The following is a 16,022-nucleotide window of genomic DNA, read 5'->3' as shown; positions in this document are numbered from 1 at the left end:
TTGCATCTCGCAGTTCTGCAACCGATTAGGAGGTGCATGTTACCGTTACCGACGAACAGGCCGAGTCAGCTGTGAGGTCCGGCATGGCGATCGAAATCCCGCATGAAGTTGCCACATTCCTGAATTACGTCGGAGTTCCGTATCCGGACGTGAATGAGGACCACGTTCACGCCCTGGCTGACCATGTCCGGGTGTTCTCTTCGAACGTACAACGAACCTACGAGTCCGCCTCTACGGCTATCGAGGATTTGGGATCGGTCTATTCGGGGTATTCCTACGAACAGTTGGTTACGGCGTGGGCGCGCATGGGTCCAGATCACATGTCCGTTCTTGATGCCGCATGCATAGTGGTTGGAAGTGCGCTCGATGCAGTTGCGGATGTAATTGAGGCAGTCAAGATCGCCGTGCTGGCCGAGCTCGCCGGCCTGGCAGTCGGATATTTCGCCCTTATCGGTGCCGCAATCGCAACCGGCGGCATTGCTACCGTCATGGAGCGGGCTGTCGTGACAGCGGCGCACAAATTGTGTGAAGCCATGCAGCAGATGCTGGTAGACTACATTATTTCCGAGGTCGCGGAAAAGACTGTCGCACTCCTGGAACACACCATCGAGAGGTTGGTACACGCTGCCGCTGACGCCGCCGCCAGTACGTTTCAGGTGCCGCTTCCCAGTGGAGCAAATGTGTCGTCACTGCGCATAAATTCAGACGCAGTGCGACGATACTCCAAACTATTCGACCAGTATGCCGACAACATTCTCAAATGTTCTCAAGATTTCGCCGACAACGCATCCCGCCTGGATTTCATCACACCAGGCGCTCCCAGCACCACCGAAACCCTCGACGCTCTCCTTCCTCGAGGCATTCCGTCCGCGCGCACCGGGCCCGCGGCCGATGATGGCAGACCAACCTTGGCTCCGGCCCAACCTGCGGGATCCGACACAACGAAGAAAGTAACCGCACCCGGAGCACTCGACCCTTCCATCACGAGTGGGAGCCCCAAGACTTCGGTCGCCACCACGCACAACAGTTCACCAGTGGAACGCGGAGAAGGACCATCACTCCCGGCGACCGCCGCCGCAAGTGGCGAAGCAAAGGCACTTCCGAATCCGATAGCGGGCGTCGCCACGCCCGCTTCCGTCGAGAGCGATTCCGCGATACACAAGGTCCACGCGGAAGACCAACCGCAGCATGCTGCACAAGTTTCCGATTCGTGGAGGCACACGGCCGGTCTCGCTGAGGATCCACGGACCGCAGAGCCTGTCGCAGAATTGTCCGAGACCGGGGACAGCCAATCAACGGTTACCGACGCTTGTGCCCGAACCGATTGTCGCGACCCACTGCAGGGTTGGGTCGCGGCGCGATCATTGCTGTCGACCGAGCAGTCCGCTCTGGAACAGTCGCCTGCGCTGGGGCACAGTCGGACGGGGTAGCAGCACTGCGGCCCCCTTGGAATACGCGGGCCGCAGCCCAACCCCGCCCTGCTACCGACCAGAGTCGCGTGCCGAGCACGACACCATGGTCCGCCACCGACCGTCGGTCGGACGTCGCGGTGAGCGCACTTCCCGACCCGCGCCGACGGGCGCCTCAACAGCCACAGCCCGCTAAAAGGCCGACCGAACGGCGGCAGGCAGCGAACTCAACCCCACAGGAAACCGATATATCAGCCTCACAACCAGAGTCGCCGACACCTCCCGAAGCTCGCCCCACCGGGATCGCGCCAGATGTCCCTCCACTTGCCCGCGGCGTCCGGTCGAACTCGCTCAGATCAGAAGTCGAGGTAAGTGAGTAAGGTTGCTAAAGGATGCCCGGTGCATGCTGCAGCAGCTTGCCCGACGCGTGAGGAGGGCATTCGAGGAGTTCGCCGAAACCCATGCCGCTCGCGACCTGAAGGCCGGCCGACCAATCGATGACGCCGTCGAAGCATTCGAGACCACCGATAGGACCGCGCCCGCACCCTCGCCTCAAGCAATGACGCACTCGCCGAGGACACACACCGTGAATTTCATCAGTTCGATTATTCGATTACCGACGGCGAACTGAAAATGCAGAAACGGCGCCTCACTGGCGAACCCACCCTCCCGTCTGGGAAGACCGATGGGACCGTGTTGTTCATGAGCTCAACAGACGGAGGGCGCAAAGTCTACAAACCGTCGAGTAAGGCGAGGATCCGTTTCAGCATCCCGAAGGTCAAAGGGCAAGCTCGCCAAGCGGGAAGTGGCATCATATCGGTTGAGTAAATTGCTGAGCTTCGACGCTGTCGTACCCGACACCGGCCTCGGTGGAGGACGGTACGGTCCTGGAATGCTCCGAGAATTCCTCAAGGCCAATCCGGCCGAATCGACCGCCGCGTACGAAGGACTTTCAGAGACAGCAGATGAGCGTCTTCGACTACATCATCGGCAACATGGACCGCAATCCGGGCAATTATCTGACTCGATCGGACGGCAGGGTTGCAGCAATCGATAGCTCACTCACCTTTCCGGAATCATGTGAATTACCCGAAGGAAGCCCACCACTCCTGGTGTCCGAAATCAGATCACACCTAACGTCACCATCTTTGAACACACAACTACAGCCGGAAATTGTCAGCGGGATCAGGTCTGTTGACCTCGACTAGGCTCGCGTTGCGCTACGCGATGCCTGCCTCAGTGACGCGGCAACCGAGAAAGCAATGCTTCGGCTGCAGGAAGTGCGGGAAAACGGGATGGTCCTAGCCAGGGAAACTGGGCAAGTAAGCACACCACCGTGGCCGGACGGTCCGCCGTCCGGAAACACCGCCGGTGGACAAACCGCCCCGTTTCCATCCAGCTGGGGCTGGCTAAGTCGTTGGGTCAATACCAATTAGCCGTGTCGGCAGCTCGGCTAGAGTAGGCGGGTTCTGCGGTGTAAAATGACTGACGACTGCTGTACCAATACCTGAGCCGAGCAGATAACTCGCCGGCAATTTTTCAGCGAGGGAGAGTCCTGCGCCAAAGGCTGCCCTGCTGGCCAGGCTTCCAGAAGTTTGAACGATTCCTCTGGCGGCACCTCCGACCAGTCCCCCGCCGATTGCACCCAAAGCGCCATCAACGAGTCCGGCTTCGATTCCTGTCTCCAGATTTTGTGTTTGCGCGCCAGTCCAGATCCCGCCTACCAACCCTGCCGCTAGCGCCCCGCCGATCATTGTCCCGGCCCCCGGACAAATCACCGATCCGATTGCGCCTCCAGCCACACCAGCTACGGCCGTGACCGAATCCTTCGCAATCTCGTTCCACGACAGGCCAAACAAGCCATCCGTACTATCCATGAGATCACCTATCTGCATGCGGACTAGCTGCGACGAAACGCAACACCCGCCGCCGGCAGAAGGTCCAACCGATCATGGCGTGAGACTCGGCTGACCCGATCGAGCCTGCGGGGCGTCAATCCGGCGACGGGCGTGCACAATAAATGGTGCCGCCGCCGGGAGCCGATAACAATGGCACTTTGGTGGAACAGGTCCGCGCGCCACCCCTATGCTCCCACAATCGCCGGGGCGGGAGGTCGTAGAGCAACTTCACAATGATTGCATCGACCGCAACGCCGCGCCGGTCCAGGCTGATGCCAGCGCGGCCACGTCGCCTCATGCTGCGGACACGCGTCTGCACAAGCCATCGGCTGCATTTCAGTCGGCGCCGCTGGCTTTGCGCTTGGGCGCCAGCAGTTATGCGGCACCTGGATGGCATCGGGCTTGTGTGAATGCGAGTGCCCGTATTGCGATGCCGGTTTCCTGTTCGTGACAGCCGGTGCCGTTCAATGATTCGATGACCAGACCTGCAGCGGCGCAGTGCCATTGTGGCGCGCGAAAGCATCCTTGGAGCGGGCCCGGTCGACGCCAGCGGTGTCACAGACGAACTTTTGCCGCAGTCAACGCAGCACAACTGACGACCGCCAGCAACAACCGTGGGACCGTCGCAACACGGATTGTGATCTCGGTGGCGTGCTCGTCGATCTCGATGGTCAGCCGACGGCAGTTCTCGGTCAGAGTTACGCCCCAAGCTCTCCGGCCAGGCGGTCGAGTAGCTGGGGGCGTTGCAGCCCCCCGGCCCTCACAGAACTGTGCGTACAATCTCTCGTTACACGGCTCTTGTTACACGGCTCTTGCTGCCCTGGTCACCAGACAGCAGGGGCCCATTTCACCCAGGAACACTGGGTGAAGAAGCAGGGGTGGGTGACCATGACCTGCTCCCAAGCCTCGCGGGCTTTCTTGTGCCCCTGAAACCGTTTGTGTTTCTTGCGGAGCCAGCGCACCACGGAGGCATTGATGCGCGCCAGGAGGGGATACAGCGCCGATCGGTAGAAGGCGCCGTAGTAGTTCATCCAGCTCCGCACCACCGGGTTGATATGGCGGGCGAGATCGGATGCAGAGAGGTTCGTACACCGATGCAGCAGCCGCCAGGACCGCACGACCGCGCCGAGTTTCTTCAAGGCTTCCTTGCTGATCGCGGGCAGAAACGAGGTGAACATTCTCCCTTTCCTGTCCCTCGCTCCCCACGCCCGGAACGTGAACCCGAGGAAGTCGAACGAGATGTGTTCGTACGAGCCACATCTCGCTCGGTCCCGGCAGTGCACGATCCGAGTCTTGTCCGGGTGCAGCATGAGCCCGACCTTACCCATCCTGCGCTCGATCGCCGCCAGCATCCGCTGGGCGTGGCGTTCACTGACGCATTGCACGACCGCGTCATCGACATAACGTTCGAAACCGACGTTCGGGAACTCCCGAGCCATCCACGCATCGAACGCGTAGTGCAGGAACAGGTTTGCGAGGACGGGCGAGACCGCGGATCCCTGCGGGGTTCCGCGGTCGCGCTGCTGCAAGGTCCCGTCAGGTAGTTGCAGCGGGGCTTGCAGCCACCGCCGCACATACAACACCACCCATGGCTGATCGGTGTTGGCCTCGACCGCTTTCACGATCAGCGACCACGGGACACTCTCGAAGAACTTCCGGATGTCCAAGTCGATCACCCAGTCGCTTTTCCAGCATCGTTTCCGACACGCCCCGAACGCATCCAGCGCCAACCGCTGCGGGCCATACCCTAGGAATCCGGATGGAAGGCCGGCTCGACCTTCTCCTCCTGTCGATCTAATGAGCCGAACCGATCAACGATCTCCTGAGACCGAACACGACACACCGGTTACCCATGACGCACGCCGAGGCGGGGACGATCCACGCGCACGGGATCGGGAACTACGTTATCGGCATCAGCCGATCCCTCCTTCTACGAGTTCCGCTGTTACTCATGCGACTTCGTGTCGCACGACCTGGTTGAGCCAGGAGGCGTGCACCGGTAGGTGCACCATGTGCGCGTTGGGGTGGGCGTCGTTGAGTCGTTTCGCCGCGGCCCAGTTGCGGTGGGAGGCGCCGTTGTCGACGATCCAAAACACCCGTCGTCCGCTGGCGTAGGGCTCGGTGGTCATGACCTGCGCGGTGAGCCGGGTGAATGGTTCGATGCCGGTGGTGGGCTCGCAGCGGCCGAATGGCGCGTGTGGGTAGGCCGGTGGCCGAGTTGATCCTGACCGACGATGAGCGCGAGACTCTGCAGCGGTGGGCGCGTCGGGCGAAGTCGTCGCAAGCGCTGGCGCAGCGGTGCCGGATCGTATTGGGTTGCGCGGCAGGCAAATCCAATAAGGAAGTGGCCTCGGATCTGGGGATCTGGCCGCAGACGGTGGGCAAGTGGCGCAACCGGTTCGTGGCGCGGCGGCTGGAGGGACTGGTCGACGAGCCTCGCCCGGGTGCACCGCGCACGATCACCGATGAGCAGGTCGAGGCGGTGCTGGTGGCGACGCTGGAGCGGCAGCCGGTCGACGCCACGCACTGGTCGAGGGCGTCGATGTCCGAAGAGATCGGGTTGAGCAAGTCCACGATCGGGCGGATCTGGAAAGCGTTCGAGCTCAAACCGCATCGTGTCGACGAGTTCAAGATCAGCAATGATCCACAGTTCATCGACAAGGTCCGCGATGTGGTCGGCTTGTATGTGGATCCGCCGGAGAGGGCGCTGGTGTTGTGCGTGGACGAGAAATCCCGTGCGCCACGAGGCGCTGATGGTAGCCGTGCGGGAGGTGGTGCCCGCCGCCGGTCGTCGTAGCGGCCGGTTGAAGCTGGAGGCAGGTCGAACCCTGGGTTGAGGGTGAGGCTGGGAGCAGCCTCGACAATGTAGGGGCGGGCCGGAACTGCCAGACGGCTCGTGCTCGCTAGCGAGGACGGAAAGGCGTAGGGAAACCGAATCAGTGGCAGAAGCCCCGTCAGTCGTCAGCGATCCGCGAAATCTGGCGGATGGATCGCTTGCGGTGCTGGGCAGGTCGTGGCTTTTGACTTGCCCGCTCTCGTCGCCTGTGTGATTTGGGTGGCGGGAGGCCCCGGCCAAGACTGCGATGTGCGGCCGGTGGCGATGCCGCCGGGGTATAGCTGGACGCCGACCCCGTCGTAACGGACATCAGTGAACGTGGGAAGCGGCCCGATGCCGCCCGAACCTATTGGTAACCAACTGATTCGGTGGGCAGGCGCGACGCCCGCTGAGGGCATCGGGTCGTGGCGGAGTCGCCGTAGTACTCCCGAGCCGGGGAAAGCCCGCGCACCTGGGGAAGGGCGACAGCGTGATCGGCAGTACGAATGGTGAAGGAGGAGGTCATCGTTGAATAGCGGTGCGCTGGATGAGACGGTCCTGTTCAGGGCCGAACGCCGGGTACTCGGTCACCAGCGCAAACTGCACCGATGGGCAAGAGACGAACCGCGCAAGCGGTTCGATGATGTGTTCAATCTGGTCTGTGACCAGGCGACCTTGCTGGTCGCCTGGGATCGTGTGTCGGGCAACCGGGGTTCGAGGACAGCGGGCGTGGACGCGGTCACCCGCAGCCACGTCCAGGAGGTCATCGGTGTGTTGCCGTTCCTCGAGGAATTGCGAAACTCGTTGAAGGACGGCACGTTCACCGCGCTGCCGGTCCGGCGGACGACGATCCCGAAGAAGGGCGGCAAGGTCCGCCATCTCGGGATTCCGACCCTGCGGGATCGGGTGGCGCAGATGGCGCTCAAGCTGGTTCTGGAACCGATTTTCGAGGCCGAGTTCTATCCGCATTCCTATGGGTATCGGCCCGGACGCCGAGCTCAGGACGCCATCGCCGAGATCCACAAGATGCACACCCAGGGCTATGAGTGGGTGGTCGAAGGGGACATCACCGCGTGTTTCGACAACGTCGATCATCAGGTCCTGATTGATCTGGTGGCCGAGCGTGTCACCGATCGCAAGGTGCTGCGCCTGGTCCGTGCGTTCCTGCGGGCCGGGATCGTCAGCGAGCACGGGGGTTTCGCGGAGAGCCTGACGGGCACGCCGCAAGGTGGAGTCGCTTCGCCGTTGCTGGCCAACATCTACCTCTCGGTGCTGGACCGGCATTTCATGCGGATCCAGGAGCGGGATATGAGCCCGCCGTGGCGGCGTCAGCAGCGTCGCCGCAAAGGGCTGCCGAACTATCGGCTGGTGCGTTTCGCTGACGACTTCGTCGTGCTCGTGCACGGCGAACAATCCGACGCGCAAGCGTTGCGAGCCGAGATCGGCGAGCTGTTGGGCCGGGAGCTGAAAATGACTCTCTCGGTGGAAAAGACACACGTCACGCACGTCGATTCCGGCTATGTGTTCCTCGGCTTCCGCATCCAGCGGTGGACGCGGGGCGACGGTCGCCGCGTCGTGCTGACCATCCCGTCCAAGAACGCATTGGCCGGGGTGATGCACAAGATCAAGCAGGCCACTGGGGCAGCGACGACGTCGCTGCGGCTGGGGCAACTCCTGCGGAAGATCAACCCGATCCTTCGGGGCTGGGCCGCGTACTTCCGCTACGGCGTGTCCAAGAAAACCTTCGCCTACCTGGGCTGGTATGCCTGGTGGCGGGTGATCTACTGGATCCGCCGCAAGCATCCCCACCTGACCTGGAAACAGATCCGCCGGCGCTTCTACGGTGTCGACCGGATCAGCGACAACGGTGTCACCCTTTACAACCCGGCGAAGACGCGCGTGGAGCGTTACCGCTACCGCGGAACGAAGATCTCCACGCCGTTCAACCTCGACGCAGTCGATCCGGCGAAAGCACGCTACCGCCGCACCGGCCACGACGATGTCGTCTTTGTCGGCTACCTGTCCGAACTCATCGAATAACCCTTCGGGACACGTGGAGAGCCCGGTGCGGGGACAACTCGCACGCCGGGTTCGGCGGGCGGAGACGGGAAGACCGACAACAGAAATGCTGCACGGCGTCCCGTCTCCGACCCAACAGATCCTAGCGTTGGATCGGTCCGCGCCGGTACTGCCGATGATGCCGGGCATGCCCGAGCGGCGCACCCACGACTACATCCGTCACGGGATCACCACCTTGTTCGCCGCGTTGAACGTGGCCACCGGCGAGGTGATCGGGTCGATCCATCGCCGTCACCGCGCCGCCGAGTTCAAGAAGTTCCTCACCAAGCTCGACAAACAAGTCCCAGACGACCTCGACGTGCACCTGATCTGCGACAACTACAGCACTCACAAAGCCCCCATCGTCGCGAAATGGCTTGCCGCGCACCCCCGTTTCCACATGCACTTCACTCCCACCTACTCGTCTTGGCTCAACGAGGTCGAGCGCTGGCTCGGGCTACTCACCGACAAAAAAACTTCGCCGCAGCCCCCACCGATCGGTCCATGCCCTCGAACGCGACATCCGCGACTGGATCGCCCACTGGAACGAGAACCCGAAACCATTCACCTGGACCAAGACCGCCGACGAGATCCTGGATCGACTCGCCTCATATCTTCACCGAATTCCTGGTGCGGGACACTAGGAGAGCAGCTGCCTCGCATCCGCAGATCGCAGCATAGGTGATCGAACACATACAGTAGGTCCCTCGGTGAGGTGCCCAGCGAAACGAAAGCGCTCATCGGGGAGCGTCGCACCGTGAAGGCGGAAGTATCCTGCCGAACTGACGTGGCTGATCGACCATTGCATCGACGGGCATCGTTTTACCATCATAGTTTGCGAATTTTGCGCATGAGTGTGACAAACGGTAGCGCTCCTCGCGCACTGTGCAGTAGCTTGGAATGAAAAACACTCATGTCGGCGAGTACGGCGTAGCGCAGCCCGTTATCTCGCCAATGCGCTAGTTGGTCGGCGATCTCGTTCGGCGTTCCGTTTAAAAATTCCTGCTGCAAAAGTGACTCCGGAACTCGATCTGCGAAGCTCAATGCTGTGTCCTCGTCGATATGTTGTGGCATGAGGTCTTGAAACCCAGTGAAAGTCGATCCCAAGGGGTGATCCGCGCCGTGGTCCGCCCATATTTTTGCAGGTACGCCGAGCGCAAATAGCCGCGCCGGGACGGAGGCCATTAGTTCGTCTACTGCCGCTCGGGTCTGGCCTGGGAAAATGAAGAATACGCCGGCAGGTGTGATGGATTGCGGGTCACGGCCGGCGTCCGAGGCTGCGGAACGCACAAGTGTTAGTCGCTCTTTGTAGTCTTCAGGTCGTTGGGTGAATGCCGGGAACCAGGCGTCTGCATATCGACCTGTTGCGCGGAGCATTCTGGGGCCGTGGGCGGCTACCCAAATAGGTGGACGGGTCCCTTCGTAGGGAGGCAAACCAAAGACGGCGGCACGTAACGGGAAAAACTCGGAGTCTCGATATATCGGTTCTCCCTTCGAATCCCACAGCGCCCGTATGGTTGCGAGCGCTTCTTCGAATCTTGCGACAGGCCTGTTCCAATCGACCCCGTAGGGCTCATTGTTCTCCCGTTCACCCGGTCCAATTCCTAGCACTGCACGCCCGCGCCCCAGTAGATGTAGTGTTGCGGCAGCTTGCGCAGTCACGGCCGGGTGATGCCGCCCAGTATCCGTAACTCCGATACCGAGCCGTAGTTTGCTGCGGGGCGCTTTGGACGCGTGGTACGTTAGTGTCATCCATGCGTCATAAAGAGCATCCGCACTCGGTGCGATTCTGGCTGCCCCAATGTATTTTGGTTGCCAAATCGAAGCTGGGATAAGATTGATGAGGTGGTCTGGAATCCATATAGAATCTGCCCTACATGCTGCAGCTATTCGTCGGGAGGCGTGTAGCAGAAGGTCGGGTCGCAAGGTGGAATACGAGGGAAGGCCGATGAGGCCGGTCCTGAATTTTTCCGCAGAAGTCACTTTGTTCAAAACAGTCCTATGTTGGGCAGCGGTTCCAAATTCGCTTTCGCCTGATTTCGGCCCGATTTTTCATCGCAAGAGCCAGTCGCCGTAACGCAAGGTGCGAAATTCTGTCTTCGAGTCGCGTGGGCGAGCCTTTTCTCGTGCAAATAGATGGCCAAATTACCAACAGCGCGTAGTTGCGGCCGTTTAGCTAGTGCGGAGTTCGGTCAAAACCAATGCTTAGCCTGGTCTACGTCCTTCGTGTCAAGCGCTATGGTTGAACCTCTTTCCTTCGATACTGCTGTATTCATGGTAGAGCGGGGCGGCTTCGTACGCGATGGCCGAAAGGTGGAAGGCGCCTTGTGCGGTAAGTGGCGGCGTTCCGCAGCCCTGAATACGGCGCATAGATGGGGTATATCGCCGTTGTGACTTCCGGCTGGATGGCGATCGCACTAAGAGCATGTCTCATGTGGTCGCTTTCCCTAGCTTCTTGCAGCAGGTGAGTGTGGCCCCGAGGGTTCGGCTGGATAGGCTGGCGAACCGTGATAAGGATTCGGCATCTAGTTCTAGCCATCATCGTGGCAACGAGTGTGACCGCATGCGGCGGAGCGGAGTCGGATTTCACCGACTCGCCCGACATGCAACGCAAGCGCTCCAACCGGAACCGTCTTCGCCACCGAACAACGCCCCGATATGCCGTTCACAATCCAGGTTCCGCACCTACCGGGCTGGCAGACTACACCTACACAGATAGAAGAAGGGAGCTATTCGCTGTTACGCATGGGTTTACGTATGGGCATCGCAACGGTCACCTTCGACGTATTACGTCCCATGGGGGTCGGCACGCTGCTCAGTCGGCAAAAGCCCCCCCAAGTGGCAGCAGTTGCGATCCGACACCATCTCAGTGTGCGGTCTGGACGCCCACAGGACTACCGGGATTTCCCCCACCTCCGATGGAGACCTCTACGAGGATTCCCTTGGATTCGCTTACGATGTAGGCGAAATGAGGTACCCGGTCATGATGTCCGCCCAGACCCCGGCCGCCGATCGGGACACGTGCCAACCCGATTTCGACACCTTCATCAACGGACTGCAAATTGTGCCGCGAGGCACGCTCTAACAGCGTGTCTTACGCGGTTGTAATTAGCTGACCTGTGTTGGTTAATCTGTTGTGGTGGAGGAACTTTCGCGGCGGTTGGTGCCGGATGAGTTGTGGGAGTTGGCCGAACCGCTGATCCCGAAGTTCGACGCACGCCCGCAGGGCGGCGGCACCACACCGGTGGATGACCGTGCGGTGTTCACCGCCATCGTGTACGTCCTGACCGGCGGGAGCGCCTGGCGTTATCTGCCGCCGTCGTTCGGGGTCACGGTCCCCACCGCGCATCGCCGGTTCAGCGATTGGACCCAAGCGGGCTTGTGGCGCAAGCTCCATCGCGCGGTCCTCGACGAGCTGGGCAGCACAGGCTTGATCGACTGGTCACGCGCGGTCTGCGACGGAGCGTCGGTGCGGGCCAAAAAAGACATCTTAGGGGCTTGAATGTCAAGCAGCAGTGGCTTTCTCGGTGTGGGGAGACCATGCGGCGGTCTCGTCGTAGGCCGTTCGGTTCTTGAGGCAGCCGTGGAGGATGCCGACAAGGCGGTTGGCGAGCTGGCGAAGCGCGGGCTGGTGTTCGAGGCCGCGGTCGCGGTGTTTGTCGTAGCAGGCACGTGCACCCGGCGAGACGGTCAGGGCGCTGAACGCCTGACGCAGGAGGGCATCGATGAGCCGGTCGTTGTGCACGAACCGGGCCGCGACGATCCTCTTCTTACCCGAGGCGCGGGTGATCGGGCTGGTGCCGGTGTAGTTCTTGCGAGCTTTCGCCGAGGCATAGCGATCGTGGGCGTCTCCGAACTCGGCGAGCACTCGGGCACCGAGGACCACTCCCATCCCTGGTTGGGACAGCACGATCTCAGCGTCCGGGTGCCGGCCAAAATGTGCTTCCACCTGTCCGGCCGCGATGGTGATCTGTTCACGCAGAGTGATCAGCACACCGACCGACGCCTGTGTGGTGGCCGCATACGCGGTGTCGATCACCACCTCTCGGCGCAGGTGTTCGCTGCGCAACACCGCCTGGATCCGGGCGGCTTTGGCATCGACATCGCGGCGGCGGGCACGGGTGAGCGCGGCACGGATCTGGTTGAGCGACAACCGTGCCGCCGACACCGGATCCGGTGCCTTACCGAGCAGTTCCGGGGTGTCGGACGCGGTGAGATCGTCGAAGGCTTCCGGCGCGGCGGGAAATATTCGCGCAGCGCGTGCCGCAGCCGTTGAACATGGCGGGTGCGTTCCCAGATCAGCGTCTTATGCGCTCGCGCAACCACTTTCAACGCTTCAACCTGCGCGCTGTCGGCAGCGACCCGGGCGCAACTGGTGGGAATCGGTGCGCACCATATCGGCCAACACATGCGCATCGGCCGGGTCGCTCTTGGCCCCGGAGACTGCACGCCGCTGCCGATAGCGGGCCGCCTGCAACGGATTGACCGCGAACACCGAATACCCGACGGCGATCAGCGCCGCCACCCACGGTCCACGGTCGGTCTCGATCCCGACCACGACATCAGCTGCGGGGGGGGTATCGGCGCCCGAATGCTTGGCTACCAGCGCGTGAAACCGTGCGATCCCGTAGACCCCTTCGGGGCTCGGGCCAACCGTTTCCCTGCCGGGTTCATCAACTCGACGTCGTGGTGGTCTTCGGCCCAGTCGTCTCCGACGAAAAGCACTAATTCTCCTGTCCCTCAACCAATGTCGTGACACAAGTAGCGTTCGGGAGAACTCTCGGCGCCCTAATGAAACAGTGCTCACGCCGCGGCGGCGGGCACGGCATCCCATCAGCGATCCATCCTCCCGGTCGACTGGCGGGGGCACGATCTTTTTTCAGGACTCGAGGTCCTAGGGGACCAAACAGTGCTCACCCACCAGCCGCTACCGGCAGCGAGTCTGCCCGATCGGACTGGCCCGCTACATCTCATTAGGGGGATCCATGACCGGCACGAACCCGGTCGACCGAGGCAAGACCGGCTCGAAGATCCACGTGCTGTCCGAATGCCGAAAGGTTAACGGGACAAGAGCATGCCAGAGAATCCGGTGACCGGGCCCAGTGGTCGGGGACGGGGTGCCGGAGGGACCCGCGTGATAGGGCGAAAGCTGGATTGCCTGAATCCCAATCTCCAGTCGATGCAAGTTCCCATCCACCGGAAACCGACCGCTGAAACCGGTGCCGTGCTCTGCGTCGGAGTCGATGGTGGCCGACGCAACCTCCAGAGCGCGGGGCGACGCCCAGCGAGGGTGTTCAAGGAGATGAGTGGGGCGCCTACGTCACGCTGCTACGTACGACACGCACGAACGCGGGATCGCCTACGGGACGCGAGTCCTACGGCGACGGAGGCCTCGGTGCGACACGAAGTCGCACGTAGTGAGTGAACACATCAATGGAGGTTCGATGTCGAAGATGTAGTTCCAAGCCAGTGCTCATGGCTTGTCTCCGACCTCGGCGTGCGTCGCGGGTAACTGCGGGGTGCGGAGCATCGAGGTGAAGGCCCAAGGGTTCTCGTTCCATCCGGGGACTACAGGCCAGGAGAAGATCGGACGGGCGAACGCGCAGTGAATCCTCGTTGACGTCTCGTCACCGTCACCTCCGCCGATGGGATGTGGTAGCGGGGGAACAGGACTGGCCGCTGGGAAGCGGCGGGTGCCGCGAAGGTTCGAGGCCCTAGCGGGAGAGCACCACCGTCCCGGGATGAAGAGGGCGCCCACCCCGGTCGTGTCTCACATGTGCGGAACGTGGAAACCCCGGCTGAGGTCCGGACAGCGAAAGCTGCTTGCAGCCAACGTTGTTCGGTAAGCCGACCGTGAGGAAGGCCCAACTCCTCAGTGGGAACAAGATGGTCCAACAAGCGAATGCCGGTGCGTCGAAAGGCGACAGGAAACCCGGAGACCGGTAGCCGACCCCTCCGTCGGTGTCTTCGGGATAACTGGCCGGATACGGGCGTTGCCCGGACCCGCAAGGGTGCTGACGTGGACCAGGTGAGCTGTTGAATGCTCCGATACCGGAGCGCCGGAACCGAAGGGCAAGTTGGACACCGATGACGGAAAACACGCTGCCGGACTCGATGGTGGCCGTCGAGGTGAACGGACCGGAGGACGGGCTCGATTGGGACGCCATCGATTGGTGTGCCCACGAGGATCACGTACGGCGTCTGCGGCAGCGGATCTTCAAGGCGACGCGGGATCAGGACCTGAAGAAGGTCCGTAATTTGCAGAAGCTGATGCTGCGCAGCCACGCCAACACGCTGGTCAGCGTGAGGCAGGTCACGCAGCGCAACGCCGGCCGCAAGACGGCGGGCGTCGACGGGCAGGTCGCATTGACCTCCCCGGCCAGGGCCGAGCTGGCGACGGGACTGCACTCGTCGTCACGGCCCTGGCAGGCCCGTCCTGTCAAGCGGGTGTGCATACCGAAGGCCAACGGCAAACTCCGCGGTCTCGGGATACCGGTGATCGCCGACCGCGTGCAGCAAGCACGGGTCCGCAACTCACTGGAGCCCGAGTGGGAAGCCCGGTTCGAGCCACGCTCATATGGTTTCCGGCCGGGTCGGAGTTGTCACGACGCGATCGAGGCCCTCTTCAAAGCAGCGTGCGGCCGCAAAGCCCGCAAACTGTGGGCCTTGGATGCGGATTTGACCGCAGCATTCGATAAAATCGACCACCATCACCTGATGACAATGCTGGGAAATTTCCCCGCGAGGGGAATGATCCAGCAGTGGCTGAAAGCGGGATTGATCGACAAAGGACGATTCGCACCGACCGAGGACGGTGTTCCGCAAGGCGGTGTGATAAGTCCACTGCTATTGAATGTTGCATTGCACGGGTTGGAGGGAGCCGCTGGAGTCCGCTACTATCTGACCGGTAATTATGCCGGGCAGAGCAAGCCGGGCTCGCCGATGCTGGTACGTTACGCCGACGACATGGTCGCCCTGTGTCACTCACGTGAGCAGGCCGAACAGGTCAAGGCACAGCTGGCCGAATGGCTGGCACCCCGAGGGTTGGCCTTCAACGAGGAAAAGACGAGAATCGTCCATCTCGACGCAGGAATAGAATTCTTGGGATTCAGCGTTCGCCGATACTCCGGCAAGCTGCTGATCAAACCCAGCACAACGGCGGTGAGACGGTTCCGGAAACGGCTGCGCATCGTGATGAGATCTCTCCGTGGCTCCAATGCTGCTGGGGTTCTGCGCGCGATCAACCCGATCGTGCGAGGGTGGGCAGCCTATTACCGAGGGGTGGTATCCACGCGGGAATTCTCCCGGTTGGATGCATACATGTGGCGGCTCACCTTCCGGTGGGCACGCTACAGTCACCCGAAGAAATCGAGGTGGTGGGTGGTGGACCGCTACTTCGGTCAATTCAATAAAGCCAGTCAGAATCGGTGGGTGTTCGGGGACCGCGTCAGCGGTCTCTATCTCTACAAGTTCGCCTGGACGAAAATCGTCCGGCATGTGATGGTCAAAGGCACGGCGTCTCCGGACGACCCGGACCTGGCCCAATACTGGGCAGACCGTCGCCGCAGGCTGACGACCCCGCTCGGGCGGCAAACACTGAGGCTGCTACACCAACAGCACGGACGCTGCCCTCTCTGCGGGGACTTCCTCCTGCGCGCCGACCACCAGCCCCGCTCTCCCGATGAATGGGAGCAGTGGATACGCACGACCCGCCATGCGATCCGCAAACGCTACATCGCGGTCACTGTCGGGCCCGGCGGACCGGACGAAACTCAACTCCGTCTCGCACACGCTCACTGCCTCCGAAAGGCAAGCACGGCAAGCACTTCTGCACACCCGTGA

9 protein-coding genes and 4 pseudogenes are annotated in these 16,022 nt (G+C 61.8%); 8 read left to right on the top strand and 5 right to left on the bottom strand.

Features of this window, described 5'->3' with window-relative positions:
• Positions 1 to 83: 83 nt before the first annotated feature.
• The 3 genes from ACQP1G_RS19865 (at position 84) to ACQP1G_RS19855 (ending at position 2,617) form a co-directional block, all read left to right on the top strand.
• On the top strand, positions 84 to 1,430 hold the full coding sequence (locus ACQP1G_RS19865) for a hypothetical protein (protein ID WP_433206412.1): 1,347 nt from the start codon (positions 84 to 86) through the stop codon (positions 1,428 to 1,430).
• A 382-nt stretch (positions 1,431 to 1,812) separates the two neighbouring features.
• Positions 1,813 to 2,040: a hypothetical protein gene (locus ACQP1G_RS19860; RefSeq protein ID WP_433206409.1), complete on the top strand. Its 228-nt coding sequence runs from the start codon at positions 1,813 to 1,815 to the stop codon at positions 2,038 to 2,040.
• 334 nt (positions 2,041 to 2,374) lie between these two features.
• On the top strand, positions 2,375 to 2,617 hold the full coding sequence (locus tag ACQP1G_RS19855; protein ID WP_433206406.1) for a hypothetical protein: 243 nt from the start codon (positions 2,375 to 2,377) through the stop codon (positions 2,615 to 2,617).
• 201 nt (positions 2,618 to 2,818) lie between these two features.
• Here the strand turns inward: ACQP1G_RS19855 and ACQP1G_RS19850 are convergent, their stop codons facing one another.
• The 3 genes from ACQP1G_RS19850 to ACQP1G_RS19840 form a co-directional block, all read right to left on the bottom strand.
• A complete protein-coding gene (locus tag ACQP1G_RS19850; protein WP_433206403.1) occupies positions 2,819 to 3,286 on the bottom strand; it encodes a hypothetical protein in 468 nt (155 codons plus the stop codon).
• A gap of 845 nt (positions 3,287 to 4,131) precedes the next feature.
• The gene (locus tag ACQP1G_RS19845) at positions 4,132 to 5,037 is read right to left on the bottom strand and encodes a reverse transcriptase domain-containing protein (RefSeq protein ID WP_433206400.1); all 906 of its coding nucleotides are present in this window, start codon (positions 5,035 to 5,037) and stop codon (positions 4,132 to 4,134) included.
• 219 nt (positions 5,038 to 5,256) lie between these two features.
• The gene (locus ACQP1G_RS19840; RefSeq protein ID WP_433206398.1) at positions 5,257 to 5,436 is read right to left on the bottom strand and encodes a hypothetical protein; all 180 of its coding nucleotides are present in this window, start codon (positions 5,434 to 5,436) and stop codon (positions 5,257 to 5,259) included.
• Positions 5,437 to 5,495: 59 nt separating this feature from the next.
• Here ACQP1G_RS19840 and ACQP1G_RS19835 point away from each other — a divergent pair.
• The 3 genes and pseudogenes from ACQP1G_RS19835 to ACQP1G_RS19825 form a co-directional block, all read left to right on the top strand.
• Positions 5,496 to 6,044 (top strand): annotated as a pseudogene (locus tag ACQP1G_RS19835) (IS630 family transposase); the annotation flags it as partial.
• A 606-nt stretch (positions 6,045 to 6,650) separates the two neighbouring features.
• Positions 6,651 to 8,162: a group II intron reverse transcriptase/maturase gene (gene ltrA, locus ACQP1G_RS19830; protein WP_433206395.1), complete on the top strand. Its 1,512-nt coding sequence runs from the start codon at positions 6,651 to 6,653 to the stop codon at positions 8,160 to 8,162.
• Between the two features lie 115 nt (positions 8,163 to 8,277).
• Positions 8,278 to 8,824: pseudogene (locus ACQP1G_RS19825) on the top strand (IS630 family transposase); the annotation flags it as partial.
• A gap of 184 nt (positions 8,825 to 9,008) precedes the next feature.
• Here ACQP1G_RS19825 and ACQP1G_RS19820 read toward each other — a convergent pair.
• Positions 9,009 to 10,163 carry an LLM class flavin-dependent oxidoreductase gene (locus ACQP1G_RS19820; protein WP_433208669.1) on the bottom strand — a complete coding sequence of 385 codons (1,155 nt, stop codon included), beginning with the start codon at positions 10,161 to 10,163 and terminating at the stop codon, positions 9,009 to 9,011.
• Positions 10,164 to 11,343: 1,180 nt separating this feature from the next.
• Between ACQP1G_RS19820 and ACQP1G_RS19815 the strand changes: the two are divergent.
• Positions 11,344 to 11,664 (top strand): annotated as a pseudogene (locus tag ACQP1G_RS19815) (transposase); the annotation flags it as partial.
• A gap of 21 nt (positions 11,665 to 11,685) precedes the next feature.
• Here ACQP1G_RS19815 and ACQP1G_RS19810 read toward each other — a convergent pair.
• Positions 11,686 to 12,905 (bottom strand): annotated as a pseudogene (locus tag ACQP1G_RS19810) (IS110 family transposase).
• Between the two features lie 1,389 nt (positions 12,906 to 14,294).
• Between ACQP1G_RS19810 and ltrA (ACQP1G_RS19805) the strand changes: the two are divergent.
• Positions 14,295 to 16,022 carry a group II intron reverse transcriptase/maturase gene (gene ltrA, locus ACQP1G_RS19805; protein WP_433206392.1) on the top strand — a complete coding sequence of 576 codons (1,728 nt, stop codon included), beginning with the start codon at positions 14,295 to 14,297 and terminating at the stop codon, positions 16,020 to 16,022.

This window comes from Nocardia sp. CA-107356, assembly GCF_050946365.1.
GTDB lineage: Bacteria > Actinomycetota > Actinomycetes > Mycobacteriales > Mycobacteriaceae > Nocardia.
The sequence above is the reverse complement of the archived record's forward strand: the minus strand, read 5'-3'. Positions and strand labels throughout refer to the sequence as shown.